Source organism: Altericista sp. CCNU0014 (assembly GCF_044923475.1).
GTDB lineage: Bacteria > Cyanobacteriota > Cyanobacteriia > Thermosynechococcales > Thermosynechococcaceae > JAAURS01.
Genome location: NZ_CP137338.1, coordinates 3,044,336 through 3,067,803, shown reverse-complemented (window position 1 = coordinate 3,067,803; position 23,468 = coordinate 3,044,336). Strand labels below are relative to the sequence as shown.

Annotated in this window: 18 protein-coding genes and 1 pseudogene; 11 read left to right on the top strand and 8 right to left on the bottom strand. The window is 52.0% G+C overall.

From position 1 onward, the window contains the following. Nucleotides 1-524: 524 nt before the first annotated feature. Genes R6H26_RS14830 through R6H26_RS14815 form a run of 4 tightly spaced genes read right to left on the bottom strand, consistent with a single transcriptional unit; the run spans nt 525 to nt 6,074 of the window. The gene (locus tag R6H26_RS14830; RefSeq protein ID WP_404783349.1) at nt 525-2,054 is read right to left on the bottom strand and encodes an FAD-dependent oxidoreductase; all 1,530 of its coding nucleotides are present in this window, start codon (nt 2,052-2,054) and stop codon (nt 525-527) included. Between the two features lie 7 nt (nt 2,055-2,061). Next, on the bottom strand, nt 2,062-3,939 hold the full coding sequence (gene asnB / locus R6H26_RS14825) for an asparagine synthase (glutamine-hydrolyzing) (protein WP_404783347.1): 1,878 nt from the start codon (nt 3,937-3,939) through the stop codon (nt 2,062-2,064). 36 nt (nt 3,940-3,975) lie between these two features. Then, nucleotides 3,976-5,220 carry a glycosyltransferase gene (locus tag R6H26_RS14820; protein WP_404783346.1) on the bottom strand — a complete coding sequence of 415 codons (1,245 nt, stop codon included), beginning with the start codon at nt 5,218-5,220 and terminating at the stop codon, nt 3,976-3,978. Continuing rightward, on the bottom strand, nt 5,217-6,074 hold the full coding sequence (locus R6H26_RS14815; protein WP_404783345.1) for a hypothetical protein: 858 nt from the start codon (nt 6,072-6,074) through the stop codon (nt 5,217-5,219). Before R6H26_RS14815 ends, R6H26_RS14820 begins: the two co-directional genes overlap by 4 nt. 230 nt (nt 6,075-6,304) lie before the next feature. Here R6H26_RS14815 and R6H26_RS14810 point away from each other — a divergent pair, with 230 nt between their 5' ends. The 3 genes from R6H26_RS14810 to R6H26_RS14800 are packed head-to-tail and all read left to right on the top strand — an operon-like array spanning nt 6,305 to nt 9,329. After that, nucleotides 6,305-7,339: a polysaccharide deacetylase family protein gene (locus R6H26_RS14810; RefSeq protein WP_404783344.1), complete on the top strand. Its 1,035-nt coding sequence runs from the start codon at nt 6,305-6,307 to the stop codon at nt 7,337-7,339. Next, a complete protein-coding gene (locus tag R6H26_RS14805) occupies nt 7,324-8,319 on the top strand; it encodes an NAD-dependent epimerase/dehydratase family protein (RefSeq protein WP_404783342.1) in 996 nt (331 codons plus the stop codon). The genes R6H26_RS14810 and R6H26_RS14805 overlap by 16 nt, the downstream gene beginning before the upstream one ends. 26 nt (nt 8,320-8,345) lie before the next feature. Next, nucleotides 8,346-9,329: a glycosyltransferase family 2 protein gene (locus R6H26_RS14800; protein WP_404783340.1), complete on the top strand. Its 984-nt coding sequence runs from the start codon at nt 8,346-8,348 to the stop codon at nt 9,327-9,329. A 137-nt stretch (nt 9,330-9,466) separates the two neighbouring features. On the opposite strand, the pseudogene R6H26_RS14795 reads toward R6H26_RS14800, so the two are convergent. Further along, nucleotides 9,467-9,559 (bottom strand): annotated as a pseudogene (locus tag R6H26_RS14795) (phage integrase N-terminal SAM-like domain-containing protein); the annotation flags it as partial. 206 nt (nt 9,560-9,765) lie between these two features. Here R6H26_RS14795 and R6H26_RS14790 point away from each other — a divergent pair. Both R6H26_RS14790 and R6H26_RS14785 read left to right on the top strand, forming a co-directional pair. Continuing rightward, complete coding sequence (locus R6H26_RS14790) at nt 9,766-10,062, top strand: BrnT family toxin (RefSeq protein WP_404783338.1); 297 nt, start codon at nt 9,766-9,768, stop codon at nt 10,060-10,062. Further along, nucleotides 10,052-10,345 carry a hypothetical protein gene (locus R6H26_RS14785; RefSeq protein ID WP_404783337.1) on the top strand — a complete coding sequence of 98 codons (294 nt, stop codon included), beginning with the start codon at nt 10,052-10,054 and terminating at the stop codon, nt 10,343-10,345. Before R6H26_RS14790 ends, R6H26_RS14785 begins: the two co-directional genes overlap by 11 nt. A 103-nt stretch (nt 10,346-10,448) precedes the next feature. Here R6H26_RS14785 and R6H26_RS14780 read toward each other — a convergent pair whose 3' ends face one another. From R6H26_RS14780 to R6H26_RS14770, 3 genes are all read right to left on the bottom strand, one after another. Then, entirely contained in the window at nt 10,449-11,930 is a 1,482-nt protein-coding gene (locus R6H26_RS14780) for a class I adenylate-forming enzyme family protein (RefSeq protein WP_404783335.1), read from the bottom strand. 5 nt (nt 11,931-11,935) lie between these two features. Then, nucleotides 11,936-13,597 carry a hypothetical protein gene (locus tag R6H26_RS14775; RefSeq protein ID WP_404783334.1) on the bottom strand — a complete coding sequence of 554 codons (1,662 nt, stop codon included), beginning with the start codon at nt 13,595-13,597 and terminating at the stop codon, nt 11,936-11,938. A gap of 75 nt (nt 13,598-13,672) precedes the next feature. Beyond that, nucleotides 13,673-15,046: a glycosyltransferase family 87 protein gene (locus R6H26_RS14770; RefSeq protein WP_404783332.1), complete on the bottom strand. Its 1,374-nt coding sequence runs from the start codon at nt 15,044-15,046 to the stop codon at nt 13,673-13,675. A gap of 143 nt (nt 15,047-15,189) precedes the next feature. Here R6H26_RS14770 and R6H26_RS14765 point away from each other — a divergent pair, with 143 nt between their 5' ends. From R6H26_RS14765 to R6H26_RS14740, 6 genes are all read left to right on the top strand, one after another. Beyond that, nucleotides 15,190-16,299: a radical SAM/SPASM domain-containing protein gene (locus tag R6H26_RS14765; RefSeq protein ID WP_404783330.1), complete on the top strand. Its 1,110-nt coding sequence runs from the start codon at nt 15,190-15,192 to the stop codon at nt 16,297-16,299. Nucleotides 16,300-16,366: 67 nt separating this feature from the next. Next, nucleotides 16,367-17,461, top strand: coding sequence for a radical SAM protein (locus R6H26_RS14760; protein ID WP_404783328.1), 1,095 nt, complete (start codon nt 16,367-16,369; stop codon nt 17,459-17,461). Beyond that, the gene (locus R6H26_RS14755) at nt 17,458-19,041 is read left to right on the top strand and encodes a hypothetical protein (RefSeq protein WP_404783327.1); all 1,584 of its coding nucleotides are present in this window, start codon (nt 17,458-17,460) and stop codon (nt 19,039-19,041) included. The genes R6H26_RS14760 and R6H26_RS14755 overlap by 4 nt, the downstream gene beginning before the upstream one ends. Nucleotides 19,042-19,132: 91 nt before the next feature. Continuing rightward, nucleotides 19,133-20,629, top strand: coding sequence for an oligosaccharide flippase family protein (locus R6H26_RS14750; RefSeq protein ID WP_404783326.1), 1,497 nt, complete (start codon nt 19,133-19,135; stop codon nt 20,627-20,629). A gap of 104 nt (nt 20,630-20,733) precedes the next feature. Continuing rightward, complete coding sequence (locus R6H26_RS14745) at nt 20,734-21,699, top strand: glycosyltransferase family 2 protein (protein ID WP_404783325.1); 966 nt, start codon at nt 20,734-20,736, stop codon at nt 21,697-21,699. Nucleotides 21,700-21,724: 25 nt separating this feature from the next. Further along, nucleotides 21,725-23,461 (top strand): carbamoyltransferase C-terminal domain-containing protein, encoded by a 1,737-nt coding sequence (locus R6H26_RS14740; protein WP_404783323.1) that lies wholly within the window; start codon nt 21,725-21,727, stop codon nt 23,459-23,461. Nucleotides 23,462-23,468 lie beyond the last annotated feature (7 nt).

Here is a 23,468-nt window from a genome sequence, read left to right as displayed (position 1 = left end):
TTGTGGATACTTTGTGGCGGCTAAGAGAATTAAAATTTATAAGATTGCCATATCGAAAGATGGCGTAAATCAAGTCTCCTTTGCCTAATCTTCGCTTATACCGCAATCCTATTTCGCTTTCCGCTAACGATCAATGATTTCGCCAATGAGCAGACAAAACAGACATTTATGTGAACTGTTGTTGATCTTCCTTTCTAGAAAAAATATTGGACCGTTTATCTGGCCTTTACTTCAATTAATTTCAGAATTCGATATGCTTTGCAGCAAAGTGGCTCGATAACCTTAAAGTATACTTTTGTATTATTTGGCTGATAATGTCCTCTGCGAACTCCAAGCTCTTCCTTTCGATCGGACACCCCAAAGTTTTCGAGCAGACAATTAAGACAAACCTGGAGCGCCAACGTGCGATGGAATAGCTGGAACATAAGGTTTTTGGCTTTCACGCTTGCAAAGGGATGTCGTATAAATTTCAGGTGGTAAAGCGTGTCAAATTGTCCCACTCTACGCTGCCATCCAAAAAAATATTATTGAGAAGATCGATAGTGCAATCTCTTTGCTTCTTGACTGAACCTGTGCAGCTCTCGATCGCGAACGCAGTCGTCCCAGTTAAAGATACGAGAGATTGCTTCTATACCCGTTCGTCCTATTTTTAGAGTATCTCCTAGGCTAGTTCGGCGAAATACTAGATCGTCCAAGTGCTGAACGGACTCTTCGTCTGCGATCTGTCTCAGGCGCATTTGCCATTCCATCGCGTCGCCTGGATTCCAATCGCAGGCAAAAACTCCTCGCACGTCTGCACCCCGCATGTCCTCAGTCGTTTCACCGATTGGAAAACCTTTGGCTGACAGCTTTCGATCTGGGAAGATTGTTGCTAGGGTCTTTTCCGCAACCCAGTGCGAGGTTGTGAATTTGACTCCAGAGACGCTATAGAGTCCGGTCGGTCCGTGATGTTGCTCGTGATTCCAAACGATCTCTCGCTTGGACAGCTTTATCCCTTTGCCTTGCTCGATGGGTAGAAATCCTGCGTAAATGCGCTGAATTTGGCTTGGGCGTAAATCGAGATCGGGCGCGGTTGCGTTGAGGGCTTTGATGAACGCTAAGACTTCAGCTTCGGAAGGTTTCGGACAATATTCAACTGGCTGAGACCAAGGACTGTGAACGGTTCCGGCCAAGAGTTTTCCTTTCCAAGAACGAAGAATATAGGTCCTTGCATTGGGGTGATTCGGGGCGATCGCCAAGGTAAACGTCGAGGGTGCCTCTCGGTCGAATAAAACATTCCAGGCTAGCGAAGGGTTAAATAATGCTGAAATATCTCGATCGAACGCAGCGGCCACCTCTCGGCACCAGGGACCTGCCGCATTCACGACGATCGGGGCTCGGTATTCGTAGGATTCGCTACCGATGCAATCCGTCGCGCAGACGCCAGCGACGCTATTTTTGGTTTTCAATAACGTTCGAGCTTCTACGTAATTGAGTGCAACACCTCCGAGCGCGCAGGACCTTCGCAGCAGGCCGACGAGCAAGCGCTGGGGGTCGTCTAATCCTGCGTCGTACCAAATTGCGCCACCTTTAAGCCCTTCGGTCTGAACCGAAGGAAAATATTGTTTGACTTGCTGCGCGGAAATGACGCTGCCAGGGGGTAAATGATTGTCTGGAGAAACGCCGTCATTCCGATGGGAGGAGAGCCAGTCATTGAGGGATAAAGCGGCGCTTAGAACGGCAGGGGTACGCGCCCCGCGACCGTAAAGCGGCATCAAACAAGGTAATGGCTTGACGAGGTGAGGAAAGTGTTGGAGAAACCAGCGTCGTTCTCGGACGGATTCGAAAAAACGACGGATGTCTAAATTTTGTAGATAGCGGAATCCTCCATGGATAATCCGCAGACTGTTAAGGCTGGTGGCACTGCCAAAATCCTCTCTTTCTAGCAGTAAAGACTTTAGCCCTTGGCGGCTCGCTTCCAAGGAAAGCATCGCGCCGTAGATGCCGCCCCCGACAATAATGAGGTCGTAGGATTGTCCGGCTGCGGCTGTAAGGTCTCTAGAAATACCGGTCATTTTATCTCTATCCGCTCAACCACGTGCGATGCCAGTGTTGAAAGACGATGAGCGACCACAGCAGGTGACTGTGGTTTGCAGTGCCTGCGAAATGTTCGCGCTTCAAAGCTTCAACGGTTTCAACTTGAAAAATCCCTTGTTGCCTGAGAACAGACGGATCGAGATAATCCTCTAAGATGGGTTTGAATTGAGCGTTCAACCAATGTTTGATGGGGATGCTAAACCCTTCTTTCGGACGGTAGGCGCAGTCCCTGGGGATATGCCGAGCGGCAATGGACTTGAGCAGAACTTTGGTTTTGCCCCGATTTACTTTCAGCGCTTCCGGCATCTCAAAGGCAAGCGTCACCAGGTCGGGGTCGAGAAACGGAACCCGCGCTTCGAGGGAGACGGCCATCGACATGCGATCGACTTTGACCAAGATGTTATCGCTCAGATAGCTCTTGACATCGACATACAGGCTTTTGTTGAGGGGTTGGCGATCGCCCGCTCGGTCGAATAATTCTAAGATATGTGCGGCGGCAGGCGCGTCCATCGATTGGAGGGCATCGGCTGTAAATAACTCGCGCCGCAAGATTTCTCCGGCAAACATGCGCCAACGCGCGTGGGATAGCTCGGCAGGGTGCTCTAAGCCTTCGGCAAATCGCTTGATTTTGTTGACCCACCCCTTCTTTTGGGGCTGCGGTTTGAGGGCCTTTATCCGCTCGATGATGCGAGGGTGCCTTAGCGCTGCGATCGGTTTTGAGTATTGCCTTGCTTTGGCGTCGGCCACATAGGTTTCGTAGCCGCCAAAGAGCTCGTCCCCCCCATCGCCGCTGAGGACGACTTTGACGTGCTGGCGCGCCAACTGCGAGATCGAGTAGGTCGGGAAAATCGAAAAATCTCCAATGGGATCGTCCATAAACTGCATGAGGCGATCGAAGAGCGCGGCAACATCGGGTTGAAGCAGGGTGTCGAGATGGTCGAGGTTGAGGTGGCGGGCAACTTTTTTGGCCCAGTGCAGCTCGTTATAGGACGGATCCTCAAACCCAACGCTGAAGGTTTTGGTCTGACCCATCGAAGCAGCAATTAAAGAAGAATCGACGCCTCCCGATAAAAACGCACCTAATGGGACGTCGCTGGCCAATTGCTGTCGGACCGATTTTTTGAGCTGGAATTCAATTTTTTCCGACCATTCCTGGGGCGTGAGGGTGTGATTTTCCGGCGTTTGCGGAATGTCCCAAAACGGTTTCAACAGGCTCTGGGAAGTTTGGAGGTCCAGTTCCAGCAGCATCCCTGGTTCTAGCTTGCGGATTTCTTTGAGTAGCGTTGCCGCCCCTGGCACGTATTCCCAAGCCATGAATTCGCCGAGGGCATTGAGATCGAGGTGTCGCTCGACGAGACCGCTGGCCAAAATGGCCTTGATTTCCGATCCCCACACCAAGTAATGGGGGGTGAGCGCGTAGTACAGCGGCTTAACACCCAGATGGTCGCGCGCGAGCAACAGCCTCTGTCGAACTGTATCGTGGAGGGCGATCGCAAACATGCCGTTGAGTCGGGTGGGAAATGCTAGCCCGTATTCTTCGTAGCCGTGGACGATGACTTCCGTATCGGCAAGGGTGGCAAAGGTATGTCCGGCGGCTTGCAGGTCGCGGCGGAGGGCTTGAAAGTTATAAATTTCTCCGTTAAAAACCGTCGATATCGTGCGATCTTCGTTAAACATGGGTTGCTGACCGCCCGCCAGATCGATAATGGCAAGCCGCCGCATCCCCAAGGCCACCCCATCGGTAACGGCCATTCCCTCGCAATCGGGCCCGCGATGGTAAAGCACGTCGCACATGCGTTTCAAGCGCTCTACCGTTGGCGGTGGCGATCCATTCAGCGCCGCAATCCCGGTTATGGCGCACATATCGCTCTTCCTAAGGATGCGATCGCGCTGTTCGCACTAACGAGAAATCGTTGCTTGATTGCTGTTTTTCCGTCGCTTGGAAGGTACGGCATCCTGTCTCCAGACATTTAACGAATCGAGAACCTGCTCGATCTTATCTCGATAAATTTGGCGAGAATATCTCTGCCTGTAGAATGCCTGAGCGTTGGCAGCTTTACGCGCCCCCTCGCCATCGGGCCGCAGCGCGGCGGCAATCCCTGCTGCCATTGCTTGCGGCTCCGGTTCTACCAGAAACGCAATCTCGTCATCCAAAATTTGAGTGTGGGAGGCAATGCGGGTCGCGACTAAAGGGATGCCGTTAGCCAACTGTTCGTAAACCTTCAACGGCACATTGGTGCCGCTCACGCGACAGGAAACCTGCACGGCGGCGTCCCGCAAGCATTGCCGAACCGTGGCGGGGGCTACCCGACCCGTAAACTGACAGCGCTGCTGCAATCCTAACTGCTGCGCCAAAGCAGCGTAGCGTTCCACTTGGCGCGCGGTTCCTCCCATCACCAGCAAGAATGCATCGGGTTCGACTTTGACGAGACATTGAATGGCCCGCAGCAAAACATCAATGCCTTGATAGGGCTCGAGGGTACCGGCGTAGACGATCGACCGTCGGTTCGGGCAGGCATAGCTGGCGGGAGGATCTTGATGGGGTGGAACTTTGAGGCGAACCTCTTCAAAAATCGAGTTCTCGATCAAGAACACCCGCTTGCGAGTCCCCACTATCCGTTCCGTATAGCGATACAAACTCGGGCATACGGTAATCACCGCATCGGCTGCATGCAGGCTGGCATTTTCCAACGCTCTAAACAGTCCGACCAATAATTTCGAGGTTGTGAATTTAAAATTGACGAGCTGTTCTGGCAAGCTAGAGTGCATGTCGTAAATCAGCTTGAATTTAAACAACGGCTTCAGCAAGCAGCAGATAAATACGGCTTCTTCGTGGGCGTGGACGAATTGATATTGGCGCTCGGGATGCCTGTTTTTGAGCAAAAGACCGACAATCCAAAGCGCAATAAACAGATCCAGAAATAGCTTGAGCCAAGAGGGACCGATCGGGACGTTTCCTAAAAACTTAAAGCGCGGAATTCGAATGACGCGCACCCCTGGCAGATCGATATCTTGCCCCTCGCCGTAGGTCAGTAAATCTACCTCAACCCCCAATTCCGCAGTCATCAGCGTGCGATAGTAGACACTTAGAGGGGTGCCTCGGTAAGAGAAAACCGGTTGAGGAGAAATGACGAGCGCTTTCATCTTTTAGGTTTAAGGTATTTGATGAGCTGCATTTCGAGTTGGTTGCGCGTAAAGCGGTAGGGATTTTCTAGCGCACCGTAAGCTTTGAGCTGAACGGCAGAATCGAACAGGGTTTGCTTGAGGCTGACCGCGGGCTGGGCCGAATCGAAAATCCCGACGCCAGCCATTGAAAAGCCAAAGCTGCCCGGACGCCAACATTCAGACGGGAAGGGCAGGGGATCGCTACCGGGAAGGACCCTGCCCCCTTGGGCTTTTGCCTGCCGAAACAGTAGGGGTTCTAACCAGAATACAGGTCGACCGCTATTATCGCCCAGAAAAAGGCGGGGGTGGCGGTCTAGGAATTGCCTCAGAATCCTACCTCTGCGCCCCATCCACTTACCAACTCCCCACGGAATCACGGGGATGCCTCCTCGTTCGGAAACGGCGTTGACGACACGCTCTAACGGTTGTCTGTCTTCAAAGGCAGCGGTGGTCATAAGCGCTAACACTTCGAGGTTTTCTAGGGTAACAATTTGCTTTCCGGCAATCATATAAATGCCGCTGGTGCTGGTGGGACAAGCGGCATAAAGCGCGCTGTCATCGCCCGTCAATCGAACGCTCCAGCGCTTGAGGGATGGGACTGCCGACGTTCCGGTTAGAGCGGATCGATAAAGGTTTTGAAAATAGCTTTCCGAACTCGACTCTGTTAGAAACAGTATAAAAATATCCCCATCATGACCAACGCGTAGAAAATTTGCAAGGGCTGCATCTAAAAATAAATCGAGGTCGAAGCAACTGTGAATGTGGACGTGACTGTCTGCATAAATGGTTTGAATAATATCTGTAGCGTTTGGGTTAGAAATAGCCTCTATCATAAAATCGATGAATCAGGAGAAGCCAAAGGTTTAGACGCGTCGGATCGGCGGGAAGCAATTGGTTTGCGTTCTGTTTTACGTTTGCGATACGGTTGTTCCATCGCTGCAACCATTAATGCTAAAGTTGCTGTTTCTTAAAGTGCGTTTCTTGTCATTGCTCAAAGCGGTCGATCGGCCAGTCTTCTGTTTGAGTTTAAATCTTTTCCCCGTGGCAACTGTCGAGGTGCTAGATGCTTGCAAGAGCGATCGCGACGATCCGACAACCTATCGCTCGACTGCGAAAGTCCTTGACGACGCGGGGACTCATTTTGATGTATCACCGCATTGGCGAACCCGATATGGATCCGTGGTCGCTGCGGGTAACGCCAGCTCAGTTTTCCGAACACCTTCAAATCTTAAGGCAACAGACACACCCCATGAGCTTGCACCAGCTCGCCCGCGCCCACCGAACGGGCAATATCCCCGAGCGAGCCTGCGTCGTCACCTTCGACGATGGCTATGCGAATAACTTTTATCTTGCCAAGCCGCTCCTGGAAGCGCAAGACATCCCGGCGACAGTATTTGTCACGACGGGCTACGCGGATTGGAGCCGCGAGTTTTGGTGGGACGAGCTGGAGCAGATCTTACTGCGTCCGGGCATCTTACCCCCTACGCTAGAACTCGAAATAGATGGCATTTTCCATCAATGGCATCTAACTCAGGCGGCAGACTATGGCGAGGCAGACTATCGTCGCGATCGCAGCATCGAAGCATTGGCGGCGGTGCCCGGTAGCCGACTGGCCTTCTATCGCCAGGTCTGGCAAGCCTTACAACCTCTAGCCGCCGCAGAACGGCAGCAGCACCTCGATTCCCTTCAAAATTGGGCACAGGTCCAATCTCTCCTGCGGCCCTCCCATCGCCCGATGACCGTTGCCGAGCTAAACGCGCTAGAGGCAGGGGGGCTTGTAACCGTTGGCGCTCATACGGTCCACCATCCGCTTCTTTCCCACCAAACGACCGCTCAGCAAAGGACTGAGATCTGCGAGAGCAAGTCTTTTCTGGAAGACGCGTTAGGGCATGAAGTCTCGACCTTTGCCTATCCCTTTGGGGTCTACGACAAAAGAACGCCCGAGCTATTGCAAGACGCTGGATTCGATTGCGCCTGTTCGACCGTCGAAGAGACGGTTTGGCACCGAAGCGATCGCTTTCAACTCCCCCGCTTTGCCGTTCGCGGGTGTTCTGGGGAAACCTTCGAGCGGCAGTTATTCGAGTGGTTGCGGCAATAGAAGACGATATTTACGCCACCCCAAACAGATTTGAAGGACGGGCGAGTAGTATGCATTTCATCGTGACTGGCGGTGCCGGATTTATCGGATCCCACCTTACCGAATATCTCTTAGCGGCGGGCCATGCCGTCACGGCAGTGGATGATTTGTCTTCAGGCAGTCGTCGGAATTTACCGCTCCACGATCGCTTGCAACTGATTTCTAAAAATGTCTTAGAATGCCGACCCGTAGATTTCTCCGAGCCTGTCGATGGCATAGTTCATTTAGCGGCAAGCCCGTCGGTCGTTCGATCCTGGGCGGATCCGCTCCCAGCCCACGACAATAATTTAACGGCAACGCTGGCGAGCCTCCAATTAACGCAGATGCTTAAAATTCCGAGATTTGTCTATGCCAGCTCGGCGGCAGTGTATGGCAATCCGAGCCAAAGCCCCATTGCTGAGGATCGCCCCACCATCCCTATTTCACCCTACGGACTTCAGAAACTGGCAAGCGAGCACTACATCCGAATGTTTGCAGAGCAGTACGGTTTCTCAGCGGTCGTGCTGCGGTTATTTAACGTGTTTGGGCCGCGCCAGTTGCCCACTTCTCCTTACTCTGGCGTAATTTCCATTTTTGCAGCGGCCATGAACGGGGGGCTTCCCATTACAATTTTTGGAGATGGCTGCCAAACTCGCGATTTTATGTATGTCAAAGAGGTGGCGATCGCGCTGACCTCCGCCTTAATGACGCAGATGCCTGCCCGAGCTCATGTTATCTGCAATATTGGCACCGGAACGTCGATCTCCCTTTTGGAATCGATCGACCTTCTGCGACCCCATTTCCCAAATTGGCAGAATGAGATTGTCTTTGCCCCGGCACGAACGGGCGATATTCGCCATTCTTGCCCCTGTATTGCTAAGGCGGCTGAAGTTCTTGGGTTTGTGCCCCAGGGATCGGTGAGGTCGTCCCTGGAAACATTCATTCAATCTTTGAAAACTTAGGTTCGGAGCTCGTTTCGCAGATCGTTATGGCAGACCAGCCCTTGATTTCGGCAATCGTTATTTTTTTCAATGAGGAGCGCTTTTTAGGAGAGGCGATCGCCAGCGTGTTCCAGCAAACCTACGATAACTGGGAGCTGTTGTTGGTGGACGACGGTTCGACGGATGGCAGTACGGCGATCGCCCAGGAATGCGCGGCGCGCCACCCTGACAAAGTTTTCTACCTCGAACATCTCGGTCGCGAAAACCGAGGCATGAGCGCCTCGCGGCATTTGGGAGTTGCCTCCGCTCGGGGTCTATATATTGCCTACCTAGACGGTGACGATGTGTGGCTGCCCCACAAATTAACGCAGCAGTTCGGTTGTTTGCAGGAACATCCCCAAGCCGATATGGTTCACGGCCCGCTGCGGCAGTGGTATAGCTGGACGGGCAACCCCGGAGATCGGGGGCGAGATCGCCTGTACGGCTCCGGGCATCCCTATTGCAATTCCCTGGTGGCTCCGCCCCAACTGCTGGCCTTATTCCTACAGCGAGACGAGTTTATTCCGAGCGGCTTTTTGGTGAAGCGATCGGTGCTAGAGGACGGCACGGTGTACGAAGCGGCCTTTCGCGAAGGTTACTCGGATGCGATCGCTTTGGTTAAAATTTGCCTGAAAGCCACTGTATACGTTTGCGAAGATTGTACTTACCTCTATCGGAAACACCTTCACTCTTCGACCTATCGTTCTTGGCAAAACGTCGCAGACCGAGAGCCGCTAGCGTATTTCGAGTGGATTGCTGCGTACTTCGAGCGGCAAAACGTCAGCGATCCCGATCTGCTCCGCATTCTAGAACGGAAGTTGTGGCATTGTCGCCATCCCCGCCTGTCCCGTGGGTTGAGCCTGAAACACCATCTCGATTCTTTAGAACAGCTCGCAATTCGCGGCGGTCGGCGCGTTCTCCCTGACGCGGCGCGCCATTGGCTGTGGTTGCAATGGGAGAACCTGCGCATTCGCGTGTTTGGTTTTCATTAAGGCCCGTCAAGGTTTAAACTGCATAAATTCTGAAAAAGGCAAATTCAGTTTGATAAGCCTCGCGCTTAGTCTGAGCACTTTAGTAAATGTTTGGATTGTCTAGCACGTACCGCATCAATCGAGTCAGATAAAGGTTGTTATAGGACATAGCGATAGAGGAACAACAACGCACTGAGGGATTGATTTTGGGTTGAAGCAGCCACGTTACCTTCAACGGCTAGGTGTGTTAAGAAAGCTTGAACCTGTTACTACGACTAATACAGTAATGTCTTACACTTTCAATCTATGTTTAGGGTTTAGGAAGCGATCGCCCTTCATCCCATCACCCAAAATCTCGGCACTGGCGATACGATATTTTTAGTTTAATGGCTAATCATTCCTAGACTTCAGAAAAACGTATTGACATTGTACATACGTTTTCTCTATAGTAAATGCTATGAACGTGTATTTTGTGCTCAATGGCATTACTTTTTCGTGGGATGAAGAGAAAGCGCGAATTAATGCGATCGATCATGATGGGATTACCTTTCAGCAGGCGGCTGAGGCTTTTTTCGATCCATTCTTAATCCTTGTCGATGCAAGTCGCAACGATGAAGCGCGGGATGCTGTGATTGGGCTAGATGCTCGATGGAACTTGCTTTATGTTGTTCACATTGAGCAGGATGTAGAGAGCATTCGGATTATTTCAGCACGCAAAGCAACACGGCAGGAGAGGGCAGAATATGAAAATTGAGACCTTGAAGCAACGACTCGATCGCAATCGACCCATGACCAGTGTGACGATTCGGATTCCAGAAGATGTCGTGGAAGATCTGAAGCGGGTTGCTCCATTGTTAGGGTTTTCCGGATATCAGCCACTGATTCGGGCTTACATTGGTCAGGGTTTACGGGTTGATTTGGAACGGTTTGAAAGCGAGACGGTAACTGCGTTAGTTGCCAGCCTCAAGCGTCGTGGAGTAAGTGATACAGTGATCGATGAAGCGTTGAGTGAAGTCGTCCATGCTCAAGCTAGCTGAGCGCGTGCTGCCAGCGGTACAACAACCCCAATGCACACCGACCGCCAAGAGGTTATTAGAGTCCGAGGTTATCTGCCGCGGGTGAGGCGGAGGCGTTAGATCCTCAGTGCCGCTCGAGCTTGCCGGAAGCAGTGCGGGGCAAACGCTCGACAAACCGAATCGAACTCGGGATTGCATAGGGGGGGAGTCTGGCCGTCAAAAATGCCACAATCTCTTCCATGGTGTGGGCATGGTTTGGAGAAACCACCTCAGCAACCAGCTCGGAATTTTGGCTGGAAACGCGACAGTCTAGAATGCCCGCCAGCCCGGCCAATACGGATTCGATCTGCTCCGGACTGAGCCTAAACCCTTTGTGTTTGATGAAAAGACTCTTTCTTCCCGTGACAACGAGACTTTGAGGACTGTCGAAATATCCCAGATCTCCGGTGGCAAAATACTCGGACTGGGGAGAGCGATCGCCCAAGTAGGGCAGCCCCAAGCATTCTCCTTTGAGCCAAATTTCCCCCTCTTGTCCTTCGGGTAGGGGCTGGCCCGATTCGCCGACAATCAATACCTCGTAAATCGGAAGCACCTTACCAGAAATCGGCCAGCGATCGGCATAGGGGAGCGTTACGACATTGTAGGCAACGACTGAAGGGGTTTCGGTCAGCCCATAGCGAATCGAGCAGCTTAAGGTTGGGTAAACAGATGAAAGCCATTCCACCGCAGCGCCATCGAGCGCGCCGCCGCCGCAGCCGATGTGATGCAGGGCAGGCAAGCGGACCTTGTTTGCAAATTTTGACAGCAGTCGATAAAAATCCGGCACGCCTTCTAGGGCTGTAATCTGCTGCGATAGTTCTTTTTGGGCGAGTTCTCCCATCATTCGCAATGGACTGAAGTCCGACGCAACGGCGATCGCGCTGCCCGAAAAGGAATATTCCAAGAAGGTACTGAGACCGTAGGAATGGGAAAGAGGAGGCGTAATATAAACGAATCGATCGACGGCGCGATCGAGCTGTCCCATCCGGTAAAGCGCCAAAATCGACTGTAAAAACTGTCCTTGAGAAAGCTGCACCCACTTTGGCTCCCCCATGGTACCGCTGGTCGGCAATATAAACGCGGGCGATCGCGCCAAGGATGCAGGAGCGACCGAAAGAGCAGGGCGCTGGATTTCGCCGTCGATCGCCGCAAGCAGGTCTGAAACCGAGTAGGCAAACGGAGAATCGAGCAGCATCGGGATATCCGTTAAGAGGAGGGTCGCGCCTGCCGTTTTCATGTGCCCTTGCAATACTGAGGGATCGCGCGTCTGCGGGACAAAGGCCAGGCAAATCCCCAACGCTAAACTGGCCCAAATGAAGTAGATCGAATGCTCGGCATTCAGCACGCAAATCGCCAGAACCGACTCATTTTGAATTTTTGGGTCTGCGCGCAAAAAACAGGCGATTTTGGCAACCCTATCCCAAACTTCGCCATAGGATAGATTCGCTGTGGGAGAAAACAGGTAAGGTCTGTGCGGCGTCCGACTCGACCAGAATCGAAGAATGTCGGCCAGAGATGTTAAAGGAGTTGAAATCAGTTGTTCGAGAGGGTTGGTCAGATCCGTCATCGATCCTATTTCGCTTTTCGGGAAGGCCGAACGATCCAAAGAGACACTGCCGATTGACCGAGCGTCGTTTGAGGGAGCGAAACCGAACCGTTTGCGACGGTTATGGCGGCTTCGCGAACCATCTGTAACTGAGTCCTCTCGAGCTCGGGAACCTGCGAGGCATCGATGTATGCAGCAACATTGCTTGTATTGGCATCCACGAGGTATTGCTTCAAAATAGCAGGGTCAGAGAAGGGCAGATCTTTAAATTGGATCGTTACGCTTTCAGGTACCGAGCGATCGACAAAGTTTTGCTTCGGATAGTCAAATAGGTATTGATAGTTTGCGACGAGCAGACCTGCCGTCCTAGAATCTGCCGATGCAATGGCGACGAGATTGGGGCGATCGTTGGGCGCAACAACTTGCTTTCGAGTCCCCGGTAGCTGAGCGAACATTTTGCAGGCGTTAAAGACAGGCTTGGGGTATTGTCGGCCATTTCGAACGTAAATCAACGAACCAAAGGTCGGAGAGCCTGTTGTCCCAGCGCCAAAATTATCCCTCAAATTCAGGTGCGAGGCGTAATGTAAAGATTGACTCACGGCATCCTTGAAAAAGGCAACGGCCCAAGCAGCCCCCTCATGGGTGAAATTGATTCTTCCCATGCGCTCGCTTTCTGTCAGACTGCTGCTGGCCCACTCTGTAATTGCAACCCTTGCATTCAGCCCTTTGGTTTTCAAATAATTGCGGATGGACTGCACCTGATTTTTTAGCGATGTAAATTGAGGGTGTGCCGATCCATTTCCAACAGCGCCTTGATCGCCAAAGAAGTGGAATGAGAACGCGTCTAAGCGCCAGCCATTCCGAGCGACATCGTTAATAAATGCTTGGCTCCAGTCAAAAGGCGCGACAAACATGCCATTTTGAGTGATGGTCGGGCCGGCGATCGAGACTTGTTTGCTTGGGGCTTCGTTCGCAACGCGCGCGACGGCATTCTGCCAAATTCCATAGAGTTTGACGAGATGGTCGTACCGCGATTGCGAACCAATCGGTCCGGCCTGTTGTTGGGTCCAGATAAATTCGGGTGCTGCAATGTCCGTTTCATTTCCCACCTCAAACAGGCTGCTTGCCGAGCCGCCTTCATACTCCAGTACGACATGACGCACAAACCGATATGCATAATCGTCGTACAGCTTCCACGCGTCTTCGGACCAAGTCCAGGCCGGACCGTATCGTTGCAGGAGATAGTAAGGAATCTGCTGGGCGACGATGATGTGAGGCGTGTAGCGATGTTGCTTTGCTTCCCTGAGGATCGACTGGAGGCGTCTCCCTGCTATAAATGCTCCTGAAGGCGCTATTTCGTTCCGATCTGGCGGAAAGTCAATGCTCGTATTGTCGACATTAATACCTCGAATTCGGCTGAAATCTAGCTGAGAGAGGTAATGAGCCGTTGCATCGCCAACACCGCCGTTTGACTCGGGAGCAGAAGCCCCGCCGCAGTAACTGCGGACTTTGCCGATATCATCGCTCCCCGTTTCGCTTAGATTTGAGCCAGCTTCGACCAAAATCGTGCTAGCAAGCAATGGCTCGGAACTGAGCGCGATCGAGACCAGGGCCGCGCAAAAAGCCGAACAATAGGATAGTCTTGCTCGCACCTTGGGATGGCGATCGCGACGGCTATGGACGCACATAATGACAGCTATGGGTGCACGGACGCTTTGGAACACCGCTTGAATTGCTCTCTTCCGGGATAGCTCCAAAGTTCTTTATATTTTAGCCTCCATTTCAGCGTCAAACTTAAGGCTTCGATCGAAAAGACTGATGGTTGACGAGATAGCGTAGTAGGCTATAGCAAATAAGCTAAAGAACAAAAACTTAGGAATAAAATCTAAAAATCCCATACTTAAAATAAGTCCTAGGAACAGAATAGCTATCTTGCGATCGACTAAGATCTCGTCGACTTCGGCGTGAGTGACGATCGTCAAAATAGGCAATATCCACTGCACGTCATTATAAGAGTATCTAGGGGCAGAAAAGAAAAATTCGCTTGTCAGACAAAGTAGAATTCCAGCTAAAAAAAGATTCTGAGTGCTGAGTTTGTTTTTATATCTTCCGATCAAAAAAATAGAACTAAAAAAGATAAAAAAGACTAAAATTGCAGACAAAACAAGATCTCTGTTAGCGAAATTAATTTTTTCAAAAACGAGTGAAAGCGAAGAGTTTATGGCAGGTATGTCTTTCACTAGTGCTAATGTCTGCAATCCTTCGATAATATTTGGATAAACAATAGTATTTTGATTGCCAAAGGTTTCAATCTTTGAATAATCGCCATGATTGTCATTGTAGCGAGCGAGTAGGCCCATGGCCTTAAAATAGCTATTCCAAATCGAGGGCTTGGCCAGCACCAATGGAATCGATAGGCCGAAGAACGCGCCGAACATGCTGCCAACCAGTACGTTCCACCGACGGCAGATTGTGAAAGGAATCATTGCAAGTACGGCGAATGGCCTCAGGCTGACTAAAAAGCCCAATATAAACCCGCCAAATAGTTCTCCCTTGAGTCGTTTCCTCTTTTTATATTGCGCTCCGAATAAATACGACGCGATCGAAAGAAGGAGTACGTATAGAATATAAATTTGACCCCTTTCAACGTGAAGTCTCCAGAAGTAGCTATTTAGAAAACATAGTCCTATAAAAACGATAAGACAGCGTTTGGACAAAGCCTTATTCTGCTTCAAAAATAAAGCTATGATTGCCAAAAACGACGCCCACTGCGCTAACAGCCAAATTATTCTTTGATGGAAATAGGGGGAAGCTGATGAAATCGAATGGAGGGTCAAAACATTGGGCGGCATCGTTACCCTAGAAACGACAGATCCAGGTTTGACTCTCGGATCTAGAAGTTTTTCAGACATTCCTTCCTGCCAACCAAAAAAATATGGATCCTTTCCTTCCGCAAGCAGTCTTGCGCCAACTACCCTTGCTCTTAAATCTATTCCTCCATAATTTAACGTGTTTTCTAGATCTGACGAGAAGCTAAATATCATTATTCCTATGGCAAGAATACTGAGAATAATAGCGAGAATCTTCCTGGAATCCATAGCAGTGGTTTTTTCGGTTGCGAGGGAGAGGGGCAGCATTGGAAATGCTTGTCACATGCACTAAAGTAGATTTAATTCAAAAAATTACCGTACTGTGGCTCGGTACGACCGCGCGACTGGAAAGTTTTCTCGAGCTATAGTTGTACGCATGCATTAAGCAGTTTAGAGAGAGCGCCGCGAGTATGTTGCTAAAAGAAGTCATTCAAGAACTCCCCTCGATCGCTCGAGATGTGTATGAAAACCACGTCACCAAAAACTTTAAAGTTCTTTCGCCGACAGTACTGCACGTCAATGTGAATTTGCGCTGCAATACAAAATGTGCCATGTGCAACATTTGGGAGCTTAAATCGCCTCACGTACTAGATTTGGACCAGCTAGGTAAAATTTTTTCTGATTCTATTTATCGACGCGTTGAATACATTATCCTTGCGGGTGGCGAACCCACCTTACGCAAAGACTTGGCAGAAGTCGTAGAACTGATGCACGGCTCTATGCCCAAGCTCAAAAAGCTCATGATTGCCTCTAATGCGATCGATCGAGCCAGCGTCCAAAAACAATATCCGCGCATTGCCCGTTACTGTGCAGAGCATAGCATTCGCTTAACGCTTGGTGTTTCTCTAGATGGCGTGGGAGACCTTCACGACAAAGTGCGAGGGGTGCCGGGCGCGTTTGAAAAAGTGATGGAGAACGTTCGATTTTTGAAGGATTTGCAGAAGGACGTCCCGTTCAACATGAGTCTCGACCCTACAATTTTTTCGATGAACGTCCGCGAGATGCAGCAACTCCAAGACCTGGCCGATCGGCTCAAGCTGCCCATTACCTTTCAGTTTGCTGCTGTAGCAGATGACTACTACCATAACAGCAACCTGGAGCAGGTCCTGTCGATTGACGAAACGGGGCGCAAAGGGATGATTGCCTTCTTAAAGCAGAAAGTCAAGGAAGCTTCTTTGTTCGATGCCTTAGCTTGTTACTATGCTGAAGTGATTCGCCGTGCCGAGGGGGCAACGCATCGAAGGTTGCCCTGCCCTTTTGTCAATCAGGGGCTATTGCTCAACCCGGATGGTACGCTCCAGTACTGCCACAACAGCCAACCGATTGGCAATACCTTGGAAACCCCCTCGACAGAAATCTACCATTCGGCGCAAAATCAAGCCTATCGCAGTACGTTCGAGCAAACGCGCTGCCCGGATTGCCAGATGTCTTGTTTGTTTTTTGTAACCCTGCGCAAAGAGATATTTCCGTTTTTGTGGTTTGTCGCGAAGCGATCGCTGGGGTTCTCTCCATGGCGCTAGCGATCGCCCGCGCGCTGAGGCAGGTGTCTCTTCGGTTTAGCCAATCGGACTAGAAGGGAGTGGGTTTATGGGCCTTGTCGATAGTAAGTTAGCGCTCGTTCGCTACAAACTCCGCCACGTCGGGCTGCGGAATGCGTTTCGGGTGGCTTCCCTGGATCTCTCCGAGAGCGTTCTCTATCAACTCTCAAAGCGCTTGCCGAATCGTTCCTTTTCGCCGCGTTCCATTCAGATTGAATGCACCACGCGCTGCAACTTAAAGTGCACCTTCTGCGAAATCTCTTACTGGAGCGAGCAACCTGCCGACCTTCAGCTCGGGAATATCGAGCAAATGCTCGAGCGCTTGCCTCGGGTCCGGCGGGTCGATTTGACGGGCATCGGCGAAGCGTTGATGAACCCGGAATTTTTCAACATTATTCGGGTTTTGAAGTCTCGGGGCATCTACGTCACGCTCAACGATAACTTCACGCTGGTGACTGAAGCGACCGCGCGGCGGCTGGTCGAGGCGGAGGTGGATCAGATTTTCCTGTCCCTAGACGGTGCCGCAAAAAAAACCTACGAATCGCTGCGGCGCGGCGCAACGTTTGAGCGGGTGATAGCCAATGCCAAGCGGTTGATCGAAATCAAGCGAGAAATGGGACGGAAGCTACCCGAAGTCAAAATCAATACGGTCGTTTGCCTCGAGAACTATCAAGAACTGACTGCCCTCGTCGAGTTAGCTTGCGATATCGGGGTTGGCATGATTCAGTTTGTTAACGCGATCGCATTTGAGGACACCCGCCATTTGGAGGTCGCGCCCGATCTCGTGCGGCAATCGTTCGATCGCGCTTTAGCGCGAGCTCGGGAACTGGGCCTATTGGTCAAGGTCGAGCTGTTTGAAAAGAGGCCCGTCCGGCAGTGCGATTTCCCCTGGACGCGCAACTTTGTCACCCAGGATGGCTACGTTCATCCCTGCTGCTACACCACTCAAAGCGGCGATCGAGCGGCGCAGAATCAGCGGAGTCTGGGCAACCTGCTCGATCGCTCTTTTGCGGAGATCTGGCAAGGCCCAGATTATTCGACGTTTCGGCAGAAAATGGCCCAGGGTATTCTGCCGTTTCAATGCGCCCACTGTCCCAAATATTTTGGCAAGCCCGATCGACCCTCAGCTCAATTGCATCCATGACCCTCAACCGACAAGATTTTCAACCATTGTTGCCCTGGCGCGCAGATCGGACCGTAACGGTGTTAGGCGCTTTATTTGCCGGATTTAGCGTGATGGTCTCGACCGTAGTCTTTTTCTATCCCCTAGAAATAGAAACCCGCGAATCTGCTGTTTGGCTCCACGTACTGACCCTCATGAATCGGATTGGTCTCTACGACCACGCGCAAGTCGCGTTTGTCGCGATGCACAAAGGCCCGATCGACTCGCTCCTAAAATTAGCCATTGCAACCTTGTTTCCGTTTTTAGAATCCTGGCAGGTCATCCGGTTTTGGGTCCTGCTGCTGCCCTATCTGCTCTTCTGGGTGACTTGGAGGATGCTGCGCAGTTGCAATCCGCAAAGATCGTGGAGCCTGACGCTGTATTGGAGCGGGCTTGGGTACCTTCTCCTTCTCATCTGCGCCAAAGAATTTTTGCTGGTGGGTCGCCCCGATGCGACGGTTACTTTTCTGTATATCGTTTTGGTCTATCTTTCGATCGCATTTATTCCCAAACAACGCCGATGGATTCTCTTCCATGGGGTGCTGTGCGGTACCGTTGGTATGGCGGTCATCTTAGCAAATTGGCGCATTTTACCCTGCGTCCTAGCAGTCCTTATCTTTGCGTTGTGGCGGTATTGGCAGGCAAACCGGGACTTGCGTCAGGGCATCGCATTCTATTTACTGTCCTACGGGATCGCGGCGATCGCCCTATGGGGGCTGTTGTTTGTCTATCTCTTCGAAGCCAATTGGGTTTTGTACTACAAACACATTTTTGGGTTTCACGGCCCAGAATCGGGCTGGGGCACCAGCGACTCGGGACGAGGTTCGATCCCCTCGTTTCTGATCTCGCTGTTCAATCCCTACGCCGATCCCAGCCGCCTCAAGGGCGGGCCTTTACTCTTAGCCGCGCTCGTGTTTGGCTTCATGCCGAACCGCATCGCCAGAAAGGACGTTCCGTGGCTGCTGCTGTTGGGCACCGTATTTGCCGCCAATGCGTTGCCTTACTATCTCAATTTCAACGGCGGCGGCGCGTGGTACTTTATCCCCTTTGTCATTCTGCTGTGGTTCTACGGCCTGATCCATGCAGCTCGGTTTGGATCGCCCCGATTGGCGCTCTTGGGGATCGGTATCGCTGCGATCGCGATCGCAAACTATCGGGCGATCGGTTTGCCGACGGTTCACCGGCTGGCCACGATGGGTCAGGCCAGCGCATTTCAAACCATGGTGCGATCGCTCGAAGCGAACCATACCATCCTCAGCGAAGATACGTTTCTGTTTAGAACGGCTTACAAAGGAGATGTATTCGATTCCGGGGATGAGGTTTCTGCTGTCTACCCAACGGGTTACTACGGTGAAACTTTCACCAAAACTGTCAAACAATATCTGGCGCGCAATCGCACCCAACCGCCGGACTATATCTTGACCGGATTTACTGAAAGCTCCGAACTGAGAGACTTAATCGCACAAAAGTATCGTCTTATGGCAACCGGGCCAGCTAACTTCACGGCCAATGGTGGAGAAAGTCTAAGACTCTTTGAGAAAAAGCCTGGGGATCGCTCTTAGAAAGGCATAATCTGGATGGGGATCGATTTTTCTCAATCTACATCGAGGAAAACCGCCCCTCAATCGCGATAACAGGAGTAAAGATAGCCCTATGTTTGCTCGCGCCCTACTGATGATAGCGAGCAAAATTGTGGCCCACGCCGCGTTCATGCTCATTGCCGTCGTACTGGCGCGATCGCTCGCGCAGGCTGAGTTTGGAACTTTTAATCAGGTTTGGCTTTTCAATAAAGCGCTTTTATTTTTATTCGATCTGGGCCTGCCCATGAGCGTCTATTATTTTTGGCCGCGTCTGGCAGACCGTCAAAAGAAAGGGTTTATCCTGCAAACGCTCTTCAGTCTCGCGCTGCTGGCAGTGCCCTTTGCTGCCACGATGTATTTTCTGGCAGATTCAGTATCCGTACAGTTCAATAACCCGGACCTCGCAGGGCATTTGCGCTTGTTCGCCCTCTATCCGCTGGTCATGCTGCCTGCCAGCGCTACGGAAGAGCTATTGCTCAGCCAGGGTCTGACCGGGCGGGCGGCAGCCTTTGAGAGCTTTACTAAAATTGCCATGATTGCAGCGGTAGCAGCAGCAGCCTTACTGAGCCATCGGCTCGACTGGGTTTTACGGGCTTTGATCGGGTACGGGACGCTTCAATTAATTCTGGGGATCTGGCTGGTATGGCAACCCGTACGCCACCTTAAGGCTCGATGGTCTGTTGGGGACTGGACGTCTCAGCTCGCGTACTCCGCTCCCTACGGATTCTCTACCTTGGCAGCCGTGGCGAACTACCAAGTCGATAAAGTTTTAGTCTCGCTCTTTAACGCTCCAGCCGCCTTTGCCGTTTATGCCGCCGGGGCGTTTGAAATTCCGATCGCGGGTGTTACGGCGGTTCCGGTCGTCTCGGTCATGATGGGCGATCTGACCCGTCATTTTGCAGCGGGCAACATCGACGAATTTCTGGCGCTTTGGCATCGATCGATGCGGAAGGTCGCGCTGCCAGTGTTTGCGGTAACGGCTTTTTTAATGGTTTTTGCAGAACCCACAGTGACGCTTTTATTCTCTGCTAAATACGCCAGTAGCGTCGGACCTTTTCGCTTTTTTTTGCTGTTCTTACCGCTGCGGATTACGGTCTTGGACTATATTTTGGCGTCGTTAGGCAAAACCAAAGCCGTGTTCGCGGCACAACTGGCGGCAACTGCGACCAATATTTTATTGGGCGCTTTTCTGATTCGGGCTGTGGGTTGGTGGGGCGCGGCCCTGTCTGCGGTGCTCAGCGGTTATATCCAGTCGGGATTGCTCGCCAATGAGATTCGCAAACAACTGGGGATCGGTGCGGTGCGGCTCATGCCCTGGCTCGATTTAGTCAAGGTTGGCTGGGTGGCAATCGCTGCTGCCGTTGCCTGCCTTCCAGTTCTATGGCTGCCCGTCGGTGGGGTTTGGCAGCTCGCGGTGGGCGGATGTATCTATACCACGATCTACGGTGTGGGTAGCTTAAAAGTCGGAGCCATTACGATGGCGGAAATTCAGGGGCTGTTGAGGTGGGGGAGGAACAAACTCAAAGCCGTTTGGACTCGCGGCGATCGCCAAGATCGTCTGAGGCCTTAGACCCCGACCCGATGACTTACAGATTGACCTGTAGACTGTTTCCAGCCATGCTTGGGATAGAACAGTCCTGCGGATTCAAGCGACAGGGTATACGATCGAAACTTGTGCAACGAAGCCAAATCGAACAAATGAAGCCTCCGAGTTCGACGATCGAGCCAATACCGTCCGATAGCCCGACGAAGCCCAGCGTAGGGGTCGTCATCCTCAACTGCAACGGTAAACAGTTGACTGAAATTTGCGTGCGCAGCGTCTTGGCCGCATCTTATCCCAACAAAACGCCGATCTTGGTGGACAATGCCTCGACAGATGGCTCGGTCGAATGCATTCGCGCCCTCTATCCCGATGTCATTATCCTGCAACAGGTCGAGAATTTGGGCGTGGCGGGCGGGCGCAACAGCGGCTTCCGGGAAGCGGCGCGCTGCGGATATGACTACATCTTGTCTTTAGACAATGACGCTCGCATCGATCCCCAAGCGATCGACGCACTGGTGGCGATCGCCGAATCCGACCCGACCATTGGCATTCTAGGCCCCAAAACCTACGAGGACGATGGGTCCGATCGGATTCAATGTGTGGGGGGGCGCATTACCTACACGCAAAACGTCTGTTCCGAGCGGGGGGCGGGCGAACGCGATCGCGGTCAGTACGATCGCGTTGAGGACGTAGATTACTTTCCGGGTTTCGGCTTCATGGCCAAACGAGAGGTGTTCGAGCGCTTAAATTTCGTCGACGAATCGTTTTACGGATACGGTCACGAAGATACAGACTTTGGCGTGCGGGCTAAAGCGTTGGGGTACCGAATCGTTTACGTCCCCGATGCCGTCATATGGCACAAGGGGTCGGCCACGATCGGAAATTACAGTCCCCGCAAAAAATATCTAGAAGCCGTTAATTCCGTTTATTTCGTTCGCAAACACGGCAATCTTAAAAATCGATTCAAGTACGCATTTTTTGCCGGATTCGGCCTCGTTTACGCGCTGATCGGGCAATCCTTGCGAGGCAATCGCAAGGCTGTGTTTGCCAAAGCGCGAGGACTGCGAGACGGTCTCTCGAAACCGATGTCTGAGTAACGATGTCTGAATAAAGGGAAGTACGGTGACCAAAATTCTTGGGATTTCCGATGGGATGACAGGAGGCGCGGCCCTGATTGAAGGCGGTGCGATTCGCTATGCCATCCATGAAGAGCGCCTCATTCGAGCCAAGATGGCTACGGGGTTTCCGCAGCGCTCGATTCAAACGGTGCTCGACGGCACCCGCACGCAACCGGAAGAGATCGATGGGATCGCGATCGCCACGCTCAACGAAGTGTTTCGAGAAGAAGCGATCGCCTACAATGGCTGGCTGATGCAAGAGCAAGCGCCCCTTAAAGAACTGATGCTGAGCGTCTCTTCCGGTGTCAATCAGGTGTTTGGCGCAAATCCTCTATTGCAGCAGTCCTACTACGGCCTGAAATCCGCATTGGGCGCGAGCCGAAGAAAAGCGATCGCAAAACGACTGCGCCAAGAATGGGGATTCACCTGCCCGATTCGGTTCGTCGAACATCACTGTGCCCATGCCTGTAGCGCTTACTATACCAGCGGTCTGCGCAACGCAACCGTCATCACCATGGACGGTGCTGGGGACAATACCTCCTCTCGCGTCTACGCCGTTAAAGACGGGAAGTTTACCGCCCTGAAGACGATCGACAGTTTTAATTCCCTCGGGAACTACTACGCCTATATCACCCATTTGTGCGGGTTCAAGGCCCAACGGCACGAGGGCAAAATTACGGGACTCGCAGCCTACGGCCAGCCGATTTACCTGGATACCCTCAAGACCTTTGTGGCTCACGATACCGGACACATTTCCAATCGAGGACAGGTATTCTACTGGGCTGCTGTCAAGGCTTTGCAAAAGGCGCTACCGCCCTCCTGCGCCAGAGAAGACCTCGCTGCCAGCGTTCAGCAATTATTAGAGGAATTGGGTGGTGACTACATTCGGTACTGGGTGGAGCAAACGGGAATCCCAGACGTGGCTTTGGCAGGGGGCGTATTTGCCAATGTCAAGTTCAACCAAACCATCCACGAGCTGGAAAACGTTCGCTCTATCTTTATCCATCCCGGCATGGGGGATGAGGGGTTAGCTGTGGGTGCAGCCTTTGCTTTAGCAGCCAGCGCAGCGGCTAAGACGGGGCAGTCTCTCGCCTCAACTCGGCTTGCCGATGTTTACCTCGGACCCGAATACGGCGATCGCCAGATCGAACAGGCCATCGACCGTGCCGGACTGTCAGCCCAACAAACCCCAAACATCGAACGCGAAGTCGCGCAACTGCTCGCCAGCGGAAAAGTCGTGGCAAGGTTTGACGGTCGCATGGAATACGGGCCGCGCGCCCTAGGCAACCGCTCCATTCTTTACCAACCTACCGATCCGACTGTCAACGAATGGCTGAACCAACATCTGAAGCGTACGGAATTTATGCCCTTTGCCCCCGTCACCCTCGCCGAATTTGCCAATCGATGCTACGAAAATATAGATGGAGCCTACCATCCAGCCAACTTCATGACCGTAACATTTAACTGTACGCCTTGGATGAAGCAGCACTGCCCAGCTGTCGTGCACGTTGACGGAACGGCCAGACCTCAGCTTGTGGAGCAACAAATGAATCCCAGCTACTATCAAATTCTAGATGAGTATCGAAAGCTGACAGGTTTACCCAGCATCATCAACACCAGTTTTAACATGCACGAAGAACCCATTGTTTGTACCCCAGAAGATGCCATTCGAGGCTTCCTTCAGGGCTGCTTAGATCATCTTGCAATTGGGAACTTTTTACTCCAACATCCAGAACGATAGAATGAAA